Source organism: Nocardia sp. CA-119907 (assembly GCF_050955995.1).
Taxonomy (GTDB): Bacteria; Actinomycetota; Actinomycetes; order Mycobacteriales; family Mycobacteriaceae; genus Nocardia.
The window spans coordinates 5,522,802-5,537,547 of the sequence record NZ_CP192091.1 but is presented as its reverse complement, the minus strand read 5'-3'; the positions used below and the strand labels follow the sequence as shown (position 1 = coordinate 5,537,547).

12 protein-coding genes are annotated in these 14,746 nt (G+C 64.4%); 8 read left to right on the top strand and 4 right to left on the bottom strand.

Going from position 1 to position 14,746, the window contains the following annotated elements:
* The 5 genes from ACQP2D_RS24435 to ACQP2D_RS24415 all read left to right on the top strand — a co-directional run bounded on the left by ACQP2D_RS24435 (position 1) and on the right by ACQP2D_RS24415 (position 7,142).
* The gene (locus tag ACQP2D_RS24435; protein WP_433678237.1) at positions 1–1,236 is read left to right on the top strand and encodes a PucR family transcriptional regulator; all 1,236 of its coding nucleotides are present in this window, start codon (positions 1–3) and stop codon (positions 1,234–1,236) included.
* A gap of 54 nt (positions 1,237–1,290) precedes the next feature.
* A complete protein-coding gene (locus tag ACQP2D_RS24430) occupies positions 1,291–3,132 on the top strand; it encodes an acyl-CoA dehydrogenase (RefSeq protein ID WP_433678236.1) in 1,842 nt (613 codons plus the stop codon).
* Between the two features lie 14 nt (positions 3,133–3,146).
* On the top strand, positions 3,147–4,823 hold the full coding sequence (locus ACQP2D_RS24425) for a 4Fe-4S binding protein (RefSeq protein WP_433678235.1): 1,677 nt from the start codon (positions 3,147–3,149) through the stop codon (positions 4,821–4,823).
* A 101-nt stretch (positions 4,824–4,924) separates the two neighbouring features.
* On the top strand, positions 4,925–5,623 hold the full coding sequence (locus tag ACQP2D_RS24420; RefSeq protein ID WP_433678234.1) for a response regulator transcription factor: 699 nt from the start codon (positions 4,925–4,927) through the stop codon (positions 5,621–5,623).
* Between the two features lies 1 nt (position 5,624).
* Positions 5,625–7,142, top strand: coding sequence for a sensor histidine kinase (locus tag ACQP2D_RS24415; RefSeq protein WP_433678233.1), 1,518 nt, complete (start codon positions 5,625–5,627; stop codon positions 7,140–7,142).
* A gap of 195 nt (positions 7,143–7,337) precedes the next feature.
* Here ACQP2D_RS24415 and ACQP2D_RS24410 read toward each other — a convergent pair whose 3' ends face one another.
* Together ACQP2D_RS24410 and ACQP2D_RS24405 are read right to left on the bottom strand one after the other, a co-directional pair.
* A complete protein-coding gene (locus tag ACQP2D_RS24410) occupies positions 7,338–8,918 on the bottom strand; it encodes a flavin-containing monooxygenase (protein WP_433678232.1) in 1,581 nt (526 codons plus the stop codon).
* 19 nt (positions 8,919–8,937) lie between these two features.
* Positions 8,938–9,894 (bottom strand): alpha/beta hydrolase, encoded by a 957-nt coding sequence (locus ACQP2D_RS24405; RefSeq protein ID WP_433678231.1) that lies wholly within the window; start codon positions 9,892–9,894, stop codon positions 8,938–8,940.
* A gap of 301 nt (positions 9,895–10,195) precedes the next feature.
* Between ACQP2D_RS24405 and ACQP2D_RS24400 the strand changes: the two genes are divergently transcribed.
* Positions 10,196–10,336 carry a hypothetical protein gene (locus ACQP2D_RS24400; RefSeq protein WP_433678230.1) on the top strand — a complete coding sequence of 47 codons (141 nt, stop codon included), beginning with the start codon at positions 10,196–10,198 and terminating at the stop codon, positions 10,334–10,336.
* Between the two features lie 73 nt (positions 10,337–10,409).
* Here the strand turns inward: ACQP2D_RS24400 and ACQP2D_RS24395 are convergent, their stop codons facing one another.
* Both ACQP2D_RS24395 and ACQP2D_RS24390 read right to left on the bottom strand, forming a co-directional pair.
* Positions 10,410–11,753: a WS/DGAT/MGAT family O-acyltransferase gene (locus ACQP2D_RS24395; RefSeq protein WP_433678229.1), complete on the bottom strand. Its 1,344-nt coding sequence runs from the start codon at positions 11,751–11,753 to the stop codon at positions 10,410–10,412.
* 301 nt (positions 11,754–12,054) lie between these two features.
* Entirely contained in the window at positions 12,055–12,867 is an 813-nt protein-coding gene (locus tag ACQP2D_RS24390; RefSeq protein WP_433678228.1) for a PadR family transcriptional regulator, read from the bottom strand.
* Between ACQP2D_RS24390 and ACQP2D_RS24385 the strand changes: the two genes are divergently transcribed.
* Positions 12,854–14,392, top strand: coding sequence for a class I adenylate-forming enzyme family protein (locus ACQP2D_RS24385; protein ID WP_433678227.1), 1,539 nt, complete (start codon positions 12,854–12,856; stop codon positions 14,390–14,392). The two genes, ACQP2D_RS24390 and ACQP2D_RS24385, sit on opposite strands and share 14 nt — an antisense overlap.
* A 16-nt stretch (positions 14,393–14,408) precedes the next feature.
* On the top strand, positions 14,409–14,723 hold the full coding sequence (locus ACQP2D_RS24380) for a hypothetical protein (RefSeq protein ID WP_433678226.1): 315 nt from the start codon (positions 14,409–14,411) through the stop codon (positions 14,721–14,723).
* Positions 14,724–14,746 lie beyond the last annotated feature (23 nt).

Here is a 14,746-nt window from a genome sequence, read left to right as displayed (position 1 = left end):
GTGGCCAGGTACTGGGAGCCCCCGTCGGATCGAATCGCCGAGCTGATTCGCGAGGGAACCGGCAAGCTGCTCGACAACCCCAAGGACTCCTACCAGGCTCTCGACGAGGCGGTCTTCGGATCGGCGACTCCGTGGCTGACTACCGAACCCGGACTGATCGATGCATTGCGGGCCGCGGTCCGGGCCAACTTCGCGCATTGGGCGACGGCGAATTACCGTTCCTCGGGTACGCCCGTCAGCGCCAATCTCGGGCCCGAGAATGTCGATCTGGCACGGGATGTCGTCCGGCACGGCTTCGACAATGCGATTCTGACGACCTTCCACGCCGCACAGAACGCCGCGGTCCGGCTGTGGACGACCCTGGCATTCGAGCTGACCCGCGACCCCGACGAGTTGCGGGAGCTGATCGACGTTGTTACCCGCTCGATCTTTGCCTACATCGACGACACACACGCGGCGCTCGATCGGATCGTCGATCACGAGCGAGGCCAGATCGCCGATGTCGATCACGCGGCCCGGATGGAAGCCGTGAGCCTGGTCTTGGAGGGCGCACCGATCAGCGATCGCCGCGCTGGTCAGCGTCTGCGCTACGAACTCGATCGCTGCCACCTCGCGGCGATCGTATGGAGCGAAGGCGATGCCGGCGATCCGGGCCGGTTGGAGCGCGCGGTGACCGCCCTGGCCCGGGCGGCCGCCGCGGTGCGGCCGCTGACGATTCCTGCCAGCCCATCGACGATGTGGGTGTGGATCTCGGGTCGGACCCCCTTCCGGCCCGACGATGTGCGGTCTGTACTCGATATCGAGCACGGGGCCAGAATGGCGATCGGATCACCGGGATCGGGTCTCGCGGGGTTTCGCCGCAGCCACCTCGATGCGCTGGCCACCCAGCGGCTCATGCGCAGGATTCCGGCGGCGGCTCGGATCGCCTCCTACGAAGAGATCGAGGTGGTCGCGCTCGCGACCGTGGACATGGACCGTGCCGCCGAATTCGTCAGCCGCACCTTGGGTGAGCTGGCGGACGCCGATCCGGACCTGCGCGAGACCTTGCGGATATACCTGCGTACCGGACTGAGCACGACTGGTACCGCGAAAGAGCTTTATGCGCACCGAAATACGATCATCAACCGGCTCGATCGCGCGAAGGCGCTGCTGCCGTACGGATTGGACCGGCGCACGTTGCAGGTTGCGTTGGCGCTCGAAATCACCAAGATGATCGGCCCACCGGTTCGCGAATAGTCGACGAATCGAAAGGGTGCTGTCGGCACCATATCTGAAAGAAGGCACCATTCAGTGAGCCACTATAAGAGCAACGTTCGTGATGCCGAATTCAACCTGTTCGAAGTGCTCGGCATCGGCGACCTCCTCGACGCTGGGCTTTACGGTGAATTGGACACCGCCACCGCCCGAAGCATTCTCGCAGAAGTGGCACGACTGGCGGAGGGGCCGATCGCGGAATCCTACGCGCAGGCCGACCGCGAGCCGGTGATCTTCGACGCGGTACGGCACACGATCATCGTCCCGGAACCGCTGCGAAAGTCCATCCAGGCGCTCAAGGACGCGGGATGGTCGCGGCTGGGGCTTCCGGAGGAGATGGGCGGAGTCCCCGCGCCGATGCCGCTGACGTGGGCTGTGCGCGAGATGATCCATGTGGCGAATTCGGCGGCGAGCTTCTTCGACCTGGGTCCGTCCATGGCACAGGTGCTTTTCGAGGTCGGCACACCGCAGCAGAGGCACTGGGCCGCAGCGGGGCTGGAACGTGGCTGGGCGGGGACGATGGTGCTCACCGAGCCCGATGCCGGTTCCGACGTCGGGGCGGGACGCACAAAGGCCACCGCACAGTCCGACGGCACCTGGCACATCGAGGGGGTGAAGCGGTTCATCTCCGGCGGGGATGTCGGCGACACCGCCGAGAATCTCTTCCACCTGGTGCTGGCGCGCCCCGAAGGTGCGGCCCCGGGTACCAAGGGCCTGAGCCTGTTCTATGTTCCGAAGTACCACTTCGATTCGCAGACAATGGAATTGGGTGAACGCAATGGCGTCTTCATCACCGGCGTCGAGCACAAGATGGGCATCAAGTCCTCGCCGACCTGCGAGGTGACCTTCGGCGGTACCGAGGTGCCCGCTGTGGGATGGCTGGTCGGGGGAGTCCACGACGGCATCGCACAGATGTTCCGCGTGATCGAGAATTCGCGAATGCTGGTGGGCGCCAAGTCCGCGGGCACACTATCGACCGGGTACCTGAACGCGCTCGACTATGCCAAGCAGCGGGTGCAGGGAGCCGATTTGACCCAACAGTCCGACAAGACCGCGCCGCGCGTGACGATCATCCGCCATGCCGAGGTCCGGCGTTCGCTGTTGACACAAAAGGCCTACGCCGAGGGGCTGCGATCGCTGTACATGTTCACGGCAGCCCATCAGGACGCGGTTCCGCTACTGGCCCAGCGGGTTTCGGGTGCATCGCCGGACATGGCGGCGCGGATCAACGATCTGCTGCTCCCGATCGTCAAGGGTTTCGGCTCCGAACGGTCCTACGACACCCTCAAACTCAGCCTGCAGACACTCGGCGGCTCGGGCTTTCTGCAGGACTATCCGCTAGAGCAATACATCCGCGACACCATGATCGACACCCTCTACGAGGGCACCACCGCCATCCAGGCACAGGACTTTCTCTTCCGCAAGATCATTCGCGATCGCGGCCGAGCGCTGGGCCATGTGTTCGGGCTCGTTACCGATTTGATCGAAGCAGGCGACCCGGAGGGACGGCTCGTCGCGGAACGGACCCTGTTGGCGACCGCGCTCGACGATGTGCGGGCCATGGTCGAAATCCTCATCGGGTATGCCGTTGCCGCACAAGACGATCCGATTGAGATCTACAAGGTCGGTCTGGGTTCGGTGCGAATGCTGTACGCGGTCGGCGATCTGCTCATCGGCTGGCGGCTGCTCGAACAGGCACAGATCGCGCTCGCCGCGCTGGCCGCGGGCGCGCCGGCACCGGACGAGCGGTTTTACGAAGGCAAGATCGCGGTGGCCTCGTTCTTCTGCAAGAACGTCCTGCCCGAACTCACCGCCACCCGTTCCATCCTCGCGGCGATCGACGACGACGTGATGGATCTGGACGAATCCGCGTTCTGATCAGGAGGTTCCAAATGGCTTATGTCATCACCCAGCGTTGCGTGAACGACACCGGATGCATCGCGGCGTGCCCGGTCGACTGCATCCGCCCGACACCGGATCAACCCGAGTTCGCCGGCGCGGAAATGCTCTATATCGACCCGGACACCTGCATCAACTGCGGCGCGTGCGCGGATGTCTGCCCAGTCGACGCGATCCACTCCGAGGACGAACTGGTGTCCACTCTGATTCCCTTCCGGGAGGTCAATTCGGCCTTCTTCCAACAGCATCCATTGCGAGCACGGGCAGAGTCCGAACCGGCGGTCCATGCGGCGATCCGCGTGACCGAGCACGCGCCGCTGCGGGTGGCGATCGTCGGGTCCGGACCCTCGGCGAGCTACGCGGCCGAAGCGCTGCTCGCCGCGGACGGGACCGAGGTCGATATGCTCGAAAAGCTGCCGACCCCAGGCGGATTGATCCGCGCCGGAGTAGCGCCCGACCATCCGGAAACCAAGCACGTGTTCGAGGTGTTCGAGCGCATCCTCGACACCGACACGTTCCGGTACCACCTGAATGTCGAGGTGGGTCGCCATGTCAGTCATGACGAACTGCTGCGGCACCACCACGCCGTCATCTACGCCGTCGGAGCCCCCGCCGATCGTAGACTCGGCATTCCCGGCGAAGACCTGCCCGGCAGCCACTCCGCGACGGAATTCGTAGGCTGGTACAACGGCCACCCGGACCATGCCCACCACAGTTTCGATCTGTCCGGCGAGCGCGCGGTTATCGTCGGCAACGGCAACGTTGCCCTCGACATCGCCCGCATCCTCACCGCTGATCCGGACGACCTGGCTCGTACGGACATTGCCGACCATGCCCTGAAGGCCTTGCGAGACAGCACGATCCGTGACGTCGTCGTACTAGGCCGCCGCGGTCCGAGCCGCGCGGCCTACACCTCACCGGAATTCATGGCACTGCGCCACCTCCACGGTGTCGACGTCGTCGTCGATAAGCGTGATCTCGCACGCGATGCCGCCGGTCTCACCGCAAACCCCGGCGTGGAGCATTGGCTACGGCTGAAGATCGAGCTGGCCGAGGAATACGCCCGCCGCCCTCTGACACCGGGCAAGAAGCGGATCACCTTCCGCTACCTGGCGTCCCCGGCGGAGATCCTCGGCGCTGATCACGCCACGGGCCTGCGTATCGAGCGCAACGAGCTCATAGACAGCGAAGGTTCGACGGCATTACACCCGACCGGTGAGTTCGACGATATCGAGGCGGGTCTGATCCTGCGGTCGATCGGCTACCGCGGCCGCCCCGTTCCGGAGCTCCCCTTCGATGAGAGCAACGCGATCGTGCCCAATGACCGCGGCCGTGTCATGTCCGCCGGCCACCCCCTCCCCGGCGCGTACGTCACCGGCTGGATCAAACGTGGCCCCCACGGCGTCATCGGAACCAACAAGGTGTGCGCCCGCGAAACCGTCACTGCCCTGTTCGAGGACTTCGCAGCCGGAAAGCTGGGCGAACCCGCTTTCGGGCGGAAGGATTTTGCCGCCCTGTTGTATCGGCGGCAGCCGGAGCTGATCGACCGGCAGGGCTGGAGTTCTATCGACCGAACCGAACGCAAGGCCGGCGCATCGACCAACCGTCCGCGGGTCAAGTTCGCCACGGTCGAAGAGATGATCGCCGCCGCGAACCGGTACCAGCCGTGAAGCTGAGGCGAATCTCCGGCGGACCTGGCAGGTTCCTGTGAACTGGGGTTATAGGGGGATGGAGGAGAGACAGAGCGCCGTGGGCCCCCTATTCTGAAGCCGTGAACTTACGTGTCACATCAACCAATCCGAATGTTCTGGTGGTCGACGACGAACCGAACGTCCTCGATATGCTCTCCTCCGTCCTGCGCATGAACGGTTTCGAGGTGCGTGTCGCCGCCACCGGCGCGGAAGCTGTGGCTTCGGCCGCCGAGTGCCGCCCCGACATCGTGGTGTTGGACGTGATGCTTCCCGACAGCGACGGCTATTCCGTCGCGCGTCGGCTTCGCCAGCAGAGCGATTCCATTCCGGTGTTGTTTCTGACCGCGCGCGACGCGGTCGAGGACCGGATCGAAGGTCTGCGCGCGGGCGGCGACGACTACGTGTGCAAACCATTCAGCCTCGAGGAAGTAATCCTGCGGATGCAGGCCATTCTGCGGCGAACCCAGGACGACGGGCACGCGGATTCCGATCTGCTGCGCTACGCCGACCTGGAATTGGATGCCGACGCACATGTCGTTACGCGTGCGGGGGAGCAGATCTGGTTGTCCGCCACCGAATTCCGGTTGCTGCACTATCTGATGCTGAACGCCGAACGCGTCGTGAGCAAACAACAGATCATCGACCGCGTGTGGGGTGCCGAGGACGGTCGTGACGGCCGGGTGGTAGAGACGTTCATGAGTCAATTGCGGCGCAAGGTCGATATGCGCGATCCAGCGCTTATCCACACCATCCGCAGCGTTGGCTACACACTGCGGTGAGGTGGGCGTGACCGTCTCGGCGGGGTCGGTTCGGCGCGGGCTTCGGGTACAGCGGCGCTGGACCCTGCGCACTCGGCTGCTGGTCACGGTCATCCTGATCGCGGCTCTGGGCATGGGCGCGTTCGGTGCGCTCAGCATGGCTTTCCTGGAGCGGGCGCAGCTCGATCGCGTCGATGCGCAGCTGAACCTGGTCGCAGCTGAACTCGCGTCGACGAATCGCCCACCGTCGCCACCGCTGGGCCCCACGAACGAATTGCAGGTGCCTTCGGAGTTCCGGCTGATGTTCTTCGATCCTGCGGGAAAGCCGATCGGCACACTCGGTTCGGCGATCGGCGACAGCACGGTGCCGAGGTTGCCGCCGATGGATGAGTCGTCGGTCGGGGCTCGCGGAAGCGCCGCGTTCACGGTCGCGGATGAGACCACCGGTGTGCGTTGGCGAGTGCGTACCGAGGTGCAGCTGCCGGTCCCCAACCAGCCCGACGGCGGAACTGCCGCGGTGGCAATGTCATTGGACACGAGCTTGGCCACCGCCGCCAAACTGCGCAATATCGAAGTGGCTGTGGGTGCCGGACTTATGCTCGCGGTCGCGGCAATTGCGGCCGTGCTGGTGCGTCTCGAATTGCGCCCGTTGCGGCGCATCGAGCACACCGCCGAGGCGATCGCCGCCGGCGATCTGGATCGCCGTGTGCGCCAGACGGATCCCCATACCGAGGTGGGTCGTCTGGGTGCCGCGTTCAACGTGATGGTCACTCGTCTGGCCTCCGCGCTGCGGCAAGTCAGAGATTCCGAGCAGCGGATGCGTGAGTTCATCGCCAACGCCTCCCACGAACTCCGCACGCCGTTGACGTCGGTGCGCGGCTACTCGGAGCTGTATCGTCACGGCGGCGCCCGCACCGAGGAGCGCACGCGTGAGCTCATGAGTCGGATCGAAGCTGAGGCGATCCGCATGGGACGGCTCGTCGACGATCTGCTGTTGCTGGCGAGATTCGACGAGGAGCGTCCGCTGGATCTGACCGAGGTGGATCTTGCGGCTGTGGCCACTGATGTGGTGCGCGATGCCAGTACTCGCGCTCCGGACCGCCGGATCACGCTCGACGCCACCGACGAGCCGATCCGAATCCTGGGCGATGTGGATCGAATTCGGCAGATCGCCACCAACCTCGTCAACAATGCGCTCACGCACACACCGAGCGACGCTGACATCACCGTCACTGTCGGCATCGACCGGGCGGATGCACCGGGGAGGATGGTGGCGGTCGAGGTCGGGACCGATACGACCGGCGCCGCGGCCTACGCCGTGCTCGAGGTTGCCGACGATGGCCCCGGCGTCGAGGAAACCATCGCGCCTCGACTGTTCGATCGCTTCTATCAAGCGGGTGAATCGCGCTCTCGCGCAGGCGGTTCCGGTCTCGGTTTGGCCATCGTGGCGGCGTTGGCGACGGCGCACCAGGCACGCGTGCAGTTGCTCGCCGACACTGGCACCGGCGCAGTCTTCCGTGTGCTGTTTCCGCTGCCGTGAGATGCGGGCCGGTAGCGGTCGGATCTCGTTATGTCGTCGGGTCCGGTCACTGGGGTTCAGGCGGTCGAGGGTGTGGTGACGGTGGCGTTCCAGAGTTGTCGCCATTCGTCGGCCCAGGACTAGTGAGTGAAGGTGCAGCATGGGTTTTCGCGGGGGACGAGCCACACAGGCCGGGACGGTGACGATCATTCCAAGCTACGCGGGGGTAGGGACTTCCTCGCTTCCCGCAGCGCCGCGCCGCTGACTGTGGTTGGCGGGGGCGATTCGAGGTGCGGGCTTCCAGCGGTCGAAGCGGTAATCACGGAGGTCGTAGTGGCCACTGCGCCAGTAGGTTTCGAGGGTGGTAACCGGCCGGAGCGGGACGTCACCGTTCTTGTCGTAGTAGTAACTGTTGGCGGTATTGCAGGTGGGTTGCCAGAAGACCTGGCGGGTGCGGCGAGTCATCATTTCGTTGAAGTAGCGCTTGTTGGCTTCTTCGGTGATCTCGACCCGGGTCGCGCCGATTCGGCGGGCCTGGTCGAGGGCTCGGACGATGTGCTTGGCGGATACCTCTACGAGGGTGAAGTAGGACGAGCCGTTGTAGCCGTAGGGGGCGAACATGGCGAACAGGTTGGGGAAATGGGGGATGCTGACGCCCTCGTAGGCTTGGACTCGTTCCTGGTCCCAGTAGGTGTCCAAGTCGATGCCACCTGTTCCGATGCACTCGTAGGGGACGCCCGGTGCGTAGGGGAGTTTGAACCCGGTGGCCATTATGAGGACGTCGAGTTCGTGTTCCACACCGGCGACCGTTCGGATGCCCTTCGGGGTGACCTCTTGGATTCCCGTGGTCTCCAACAGGACGTTGTCGCGGTTGAAGGCGGGCAGGTACTCGTTGGAGAAGCTGGGTCGCTTGCAGCCGAAACTATATTTGGGCGTCAGCTTTTCGCGAATGACTGGATCGTGGACCTGTTTGGCCAGCATGCGTTTGGCCGACCATTCCGCGTACTTCGTCATGGGGAAGGCGGTGTGGTAGTGCACGGCGAGCGGCAAGATGGCCTCGACGAATCCTTGGCTGAGGATTCGGGCCAGCATCTCGGCGCCGGGGACATGCTTCAACGCCCACTGGAACCTCGGCGAGAGCGGTCGGTCCAGCTTGGATATGCACCAGATGGGGGTCCGCTGGAATACGGTCAGGTGCTTCACCTCGGGTGCGATCGTCGGGACAACCTGGACGGAGGACGCCCCGGTTCCGATCACCCCGACTCGCTTACCCTTCAGATCGAGCGAGCCGTCCCACCGTGCCGTGTGCACGACGGGGCCGGTGAAGCTGTCGATTCCGTTGAGCTGCACCTGGTTCGGTTCGGATAGGACGCCGGTCGCGTTGATGACGTATCGGGCGGTGAATTCGCGGCCGTCGGTGCTGGACAGGCGCCAGCGGTGGGTGTCCTCGTCGAACTCGATCCGGGCGATCCTGGTGTTGAAGACAAACCGCGAGCGCAGGTTGTACTTGTCGACGCAGTGATCGGCATAGGCCTTCAGCTCGTGTCCCTTGGCGTAGACGCGTGACCAGTCGGGCTTCTTCTCAAAGGAGAACTGGTAGCTGAACGATGGAATGTCCACGCCGATACCAGGGTAGGTGTTCCAGTGCCAGGTACCGCCGACGCCGTCACCGGCCTCGAGGATGCGGAAGTCGTGCATTCCGGCCTCGTCCAGCTTGATCGCCACGCCGATGCCGGAGAACCCCGCACCGATGATCAGGATTTCGTGATCTACCGGTGGTAGAGCTGAATTCGCCATTGATTGCTCCTTGGATTGCTTACTTGGCGGCCAGAGTGCGGCTGAAGAAGTCGATATCTGCCGCGGCCGTGCGTTCGAACCATTCACCGCTGAACGAATCGAAGTGCCCGGTGGGCATATTGCGGAACTCGACGTGCGGGGCTCGCGACAGCAAGCGGCGCTGAATCCAGGCGGGCGCCACACGGTCCTTGCTGGCGATCTGGGCGAGCAGTGGCGCGGTAATGCGGTCGGCTCGGCGGCCCGGCCGGAACAGCGGCAGCGTGATCAGCTCGGCGGCCGTCACTTCGTTGCGCCACTCGCCCATTTCGGAATGACTTGCGACACTGTGCGGTTGGTGCCACTCGATGCCGTCGACGCCCTCGAAAATGGCGAAGAAGGACCCGTAGTCCGGTTCGCCGACGATCAGTGCACCGCTGCCGGGCAGCCCGACCGCCGGAATCCGGATCGGAGATCGGCCGAGCCGACGGCCAAGGAGATCGCGGACAATCGCCGAGGCCGAACGCAGCCGGTCCGCCACCGGCGTACCCGGTGTCACGAACAGTCCGTCGACGAGCGGCACGATGACATCCACCGCCGCGATCCGGGCGTCGCGTGCGGCGACCTCGAGCGCCAACCCGCCGCCGAGCGAGGAGCCGAATAATCCGATGCGTTCAGGATCGACACCGGGCAGCGAACGGGCATAGCGTACGGCGGCTTCGAGATCGGCGATCCAGTCGGCCAGCCGCAGCCGACCTCGTGGCGAACCAGGGCTGCTGCCGAACCCACGCGGGTCGAAATCCAATACGGCGCAGCCTGATTCGACGATCCGCTCGGCTCGGCGACCATACTGACTGAGATGGGTTCCGCCGAAGCCGTGCGCGATGACGACCAGGCCGAGGGATTCACCGTTCACGAGGGCGGGCCGGTACAACCAACCACGGCATTCGCCGTCGCCGGATGGAAAAATCACGTCTTCTTCGATGTGCTGGAACGTCATGTAATTCCATTGGTTGGGGAGTACGCGCCGACCCTGATCGCGACCACGGTGTCGCTGATAAAGGACATACCGGCGACGGTAGTCACCAAACCTCACCAACCGAATGGCCCGAATGCACAGCAGTCGAACGATTGATGTGCAGAATACCCATCGAGGTATAACTGGGTGGTTCGATAATGGTTTATGACCGCATCGGTCGGTCTGTTACCCGAACCGCATTGGGATTGTTGATTATTGCCGCCGATCGCGTGCCGACCCGGCCTCGATTTGTCGTGTCGAGTAAATATCCGAGGGAGTGGCGATGAGCAGTAGCGCCCTGTTCGATGCCGCGGCCGCCGAAGGGGCTGGTGCACTTGAATGGCACGCCATAGAGGAAGGGGTCGGACCACCCCTGGTACTGCTCCACGGTCTCGGCGACACATCGCGGGCATGGGAACCGTGATCCCGCTCTTGGCGCGATCACGAAGGGTGATCGCATTCGAATTGTCCGGGTTCGGAGCATCACCGGCAGTGCACTAGGTTGTGGCCTTTTCCAGCTCGGCCAGCCCGTCGTCGAGATGAGTAACGAGGCGGTCGAGATGGGGGACGGCGCGGCGGCAGGCGACCAAGCCGAAGTCGAGATTGTCTGCGTTGCTGGTGAGGGTGATGTTGAGGGCTTGGCCTTCGAACGGGAAGGACAGCGGGTAGACGGCGTCCAGGCGGGCGCCGCCGAGGTGAACGGGAGTGCGCGGGCCGGGGACGTTCGAGATGGCGATATTGAACGGCGCGCGGGGCAGGGGCGGGAAGCCGCGCAGCATGGACACGCCGATGGGTGCCATCAGCAGTGCGGATAGCGCGAGCGCGGCAAACTCTGGCAGCTGGCAGAGGAGCTTCTTGCTGTGGTGCATCGAATCGGCAATGCGGGCAAGACGATCCGCGGGGTCGGCGACATCGGTGGCGAGATTGCACAGGGCGGCTCCGACACCGTTGCCGTCGGCGTCGGCGTCTGCCTCGGACCGCAGGCTGACCGGCACCATGGCGATAAGCGGGGCCTCGGGGAGGGCTTCATGTTCGAGCAGGTAGCTACGCAGCGCGGCCGAGCACATCGCGAGAACGACGTCGTTGACCGTCGTGCCGGTCGTTTGCCGGATGGCGTGGATGCGTGCCAAAGGCCATGAGCGGACCGCGATTCGGCGTGCGCCGCCGATCGGGACGTTGAACATCGTCAAGGGCGCCGACAGAGGGGCGGGCAGGTTGCGCGAGATCAGTGCGCGCCCCGCGGCGAGCGCGCCGGTGGCGAGTGAAACGGCCGTCGGCAGACCCCGGGGCTGCCGGCGGCCGCGCGCAGAGGATATGGAACGCGGTCGGGTTTCTCCCCACATGACCCCTAGCCGGGTGGGATCCGGATCCACGTCGAGCGTTCGCTGCATAAGCCGGATGGCCGATACGCCATCCATGAGTGCGTGATGCGTTTTGGTGTAGACGGCGAGCCGGCCGTCGGACAGGCCTTCGATCAGATACGACTGCCACAGTGGTCGATGCCGATCCAGCAGGGCGCTGTGCAGACCGCTGACGATGTCGCGCAACTGGTGCATGCCACCGGGATTCGGCACCGCGTACCGGCTGACGTGGTAATCGAGATCGACGTGTTCGCAGTGGGTCCAGGAAAGGCTGGAGAAGCCGCCGAGCACCCGGCTGGGATACCGCCGGAACCGGGGCTGGACATCGGTGACGCTCATGATGTTGTCGCACAACTCGGCGACCGAGCTGGGGCCGTGCGCGGTGTCGAGGTCGAAGAGTTGGAGCGCGCCCACATGCATCGGGTGCTCGCGTGATTCGAGAGCCAGAAACGCCGCGTCGAGAGGGTTCAGCAGGTCCATCGGGTCTGCTTTCGATCAGAGGCAGCCGCTGCTGCCACGCGTCGGGTGAGTCGCGGCGTCGTTGCCCGACCGTGGTGCAGATCTCAAATTACCCTGTGCGGCAATGAATTTCGTGTGCAACGTGCTGTCGTTCGAAGGGGCTTCTGGGCTATCTGCACATGCCTGAGCGTGGGGTAATTTCCGCGCCAGGTATTCGACGAAGTTCCAGTATGCGGTGCGGCACGTAGTAGCTGTCGTCGTAACGCGACGGCGTCGGCACGTCAGGCAGGACGAGTTCTGGGCCCGGCGAACGGGCAGAACCTCAGCGTCCATTGGTTGGTGTGACGCCGTCGCGCAGTGCGTCCAGGAGCGGGCTTTCGGATCCCGTCGGCTTTTGCCGGGTTCGACGCGGGGTCTGTGCGAGCGCCTCGAGTACCCGGGTCGTGCCCGAGATTTCTAATTCGGTCAGTGCGATCAGATGATCGAGGCTCAGCAGTTCGAAGAACACGCTGGTGCGGTGTGGCCCGTCCAAAGATGGTGTGAACTTCTCCCTGGCCTCGCGGAGTTGCCGCGCCCGTTCGGTCATGCGATCTCGGTAGTCATGCAGGAGTTGGCGCATCGTCTGCGGTGTAAGCAAATTTCCCAGGAACAGCCGCATCATCATGTGATGCCTCATCTCCGTGCCGGGGATGGGTTCTCCGAGCCGGGTCATGAGCGCACGTGAGCCCACCGGGGCGATGGAGTAGACCTGCTTGTTGGGTCGGCCTTCCTGTACGACCGTTTCCTTCTGTACGAAGCCACGGCGTTCGAGCTCGCGCAGCTTCGGATAGACCTGCGTGCGCGGCGTCTCCCACCACGGCGAGAGCGCCCTGGCGTAGTGAGTGCCGATCTCGTAGCCGGTCATCGGCCGGATGCTGAGCAAACCGAGGAGCGCCTGTTCCAAGTCCGACAGCGATGCCGTCGATTGCGAATGATCCTGCGGCTCAGTGCCATTCGTGATCATTTCCATCTCCTTGGTTCGTTCCGGCTGTGGTGAGAGCGAGATCACCTCAGGGTCTTGACATAGTGTGGAATCACAATATGCTGGTTCCATACTAACCCGCGTCGACGAGGAGGCGGTCGTGACGACGCTCATGCGGGAACTCGATCAGCGTGCCGAGGCGATTCCCTCGGTCACCGCGTGCCGGATCGGGAACCGATCACAGACATATGGCGAACTAGCCCGACAGGTGCGGCTATTCGCGGCGGCCCTGCTCGAACTCGGACTCGATCCGGGCGACAGAGTGAGCCTGTACCTGCCGAACTCGGTGGAGTACGTCATCTGCTGGTACGGGGCAATGCGGGCGGGCATGGTCGCCAACCCGATCAATGCCGCGCTCTCACCGCGCGAAGTGGAGTTTCTGCTCGACGACAGTGGTGCGCGGGCGCTCGTGACTACCGCGGATCTGGCCGGAAAACTCGGCGAAATCCTCACAGAGAGAGCGGATCTGAGGCTGATCGTCGCTGATGCGGCCACGCCCGCGTCGGGACTGGCGCTGGCTGATCTGCTCACCGGCGGCGAGCGAGATCTGCCGTATCCCTCCGGTGAGGCCGCGGCGTGCCTGCCCTACAGCTCGGGTACCACGGGCAGGCCGAAAGGCGTCGTGCACTCGCACGACTCGCTGTCCGCGCAAGCGGTGCTGTCGGCGAACGCTTTGCAGCTGCGCACCGGCGACACGCTCGTGCATGCCCTGCCTCTGGTGCACTTGTTTGCCGGGAACATCGTGATGGGCGGCTCATTGGTGGCGGGAGCCACGATGGTCGTGCAACCGACGTTCGACTCGGCGGGTTTCGTCGAGTTGCTCGCAGAGGTGCGCGCGACCGCATGCGCGGGCGTGCCGGCCAACTACGCCATGCTCACGCGACTGCTGGACAAGGACATTCGACGCGAGCAACTGGGTTGCCTTCAGGTTGCCTTCAGTGCTGGTGCCCCGCTGCCTATTGCGGTCCACGCAGAGTTCCAGGCGCGATTCGGTGCGCCGGTGCTGAACTGCTACGGCATCACCGAAGCCGGGGGCAACCTGGCCGCCTCGCTGCGGTACGGCCGAACCCCTGATCTCTCCTGCGGAATCGCTTATCCACGCACCGAACTGCGAGTCGTGGATCCGGACGATCGCCCGGTCGAGGTGGGAGAGGTCGGCGAACTCGTCGCCCGCGGCCCGCAGATCATGACCGGCTACTGGCGACGTCCCTCCGCCACAGCCCAAGCCCTGCGCGGCGGGTGGTTCCACACCGGTGACCTAGCACGCTTCGACGCCGACGGCTACCTCTACATCGTCGATCGACGCAACGACTTGATCGTCAGCGGCGGATACAACGTCTACCCCGCCGAGATCGAGGATGTGCTCCAGGAGCACCCGGATGTCGAAGCCTGTGCCGTATTCGGCATCGAGGATCCCGTGAAGGGTGAAAAGCCCTGGGCCGCAGTAGTTCCCGCGAGCAAGCCGCTCGATGTGGAATCGCTCGAGCACTTCTGTCGAGAGCGGCTGGCCGCGTACAAGGTCCCGCGCCGCTTCGTCGTGGTCGACGACATCCCCCGTAACTCGCTGGGCAAGCTGCAGCGCGGTGTGCTGCGCAAGCGCTATTCCCCTGACCCCCCGTCTTCCTCTTCCACTACGTGAGCCGAAAGGACCGCTGATGCCCAAATACGTCTTCCACCTGCAGGTCAAGGAAAACCAGCTCGACCGACTGCAGCGACTGAACGAGGAATACCGCGATGACTTCGAACGCGTAGCCCCGGCCATCCCGGGTCTGCGCGGCATCGAGAAATACCTGGTCGGCACCGACTACGTCGAATTGATCGACTACGACGGCAGTTTCGCCGACTTCGGTTCGGCGCTGGCGGCCGATCCCGCCCTGCGCAAGTTCATGCGCAGCGTCAACGACTGCTTCACCACCCCGCTGCGCGAGATGACCACCCGGCAGATGGCCAACATCCAGACCCTGCGGTGACCGTCTCCGTCCGATCGAGAAAC

Bases quoted from the DNA above. Each gene is read 5' to 3' on its own strand.
- ACQP2D_RS24400 (WP_433678230.1), top strand. From the start codon at position 10,196: ATGAGCAGTAGCGCCCTGTTCGATGCCGCGGCCGCCGAAGGGGCTGGT.
- ACQP2D_RS24425 (WP_433678235.1), top strand. From the start codon at position 3,147: ATGGCTTATGTCATCACCCAGCGTTGCGTGAACGACACCGGATGCATC.
- ACQP2D_RS24390 (WP_433678228.1), bottom strand. From the start codon at position 12,867: ATGAGCGTCGTCACGACCGCCTCCTCGTCGACGCGGGTTAGTATGGAA.
- ACQP2D_RS24380 (WP_433678226.1), top strand. From the start codon at position 14,409: ATGCCCAAATACGTCTTCCACCTGCAGGTCAAGGAAAACCAGCTCGAC.
- ACQP2D_RS24410 (WP_433678232.1), bottom strand. From the start codon at position 8,918: ATGGCGAATTCAGCTCTACCACCGGTAGATCACGAAATCCTGATCATC.
- ACQP2D_RS24395 (WP_433678229.1), bottom strand. From the start codon at position 11,753: ATGGACCTGCTGAACCCTCTCGACGCGGCGTTTCTGGCTCTCGAATCA.
- ACQP2D_RS24405 (WP_433678231.1), bottom strand. From the start codon at position 9,894: ATGACGTTCCAGCACATCGAAGAAGACGTGATTTTTCCATCCGGCGAC.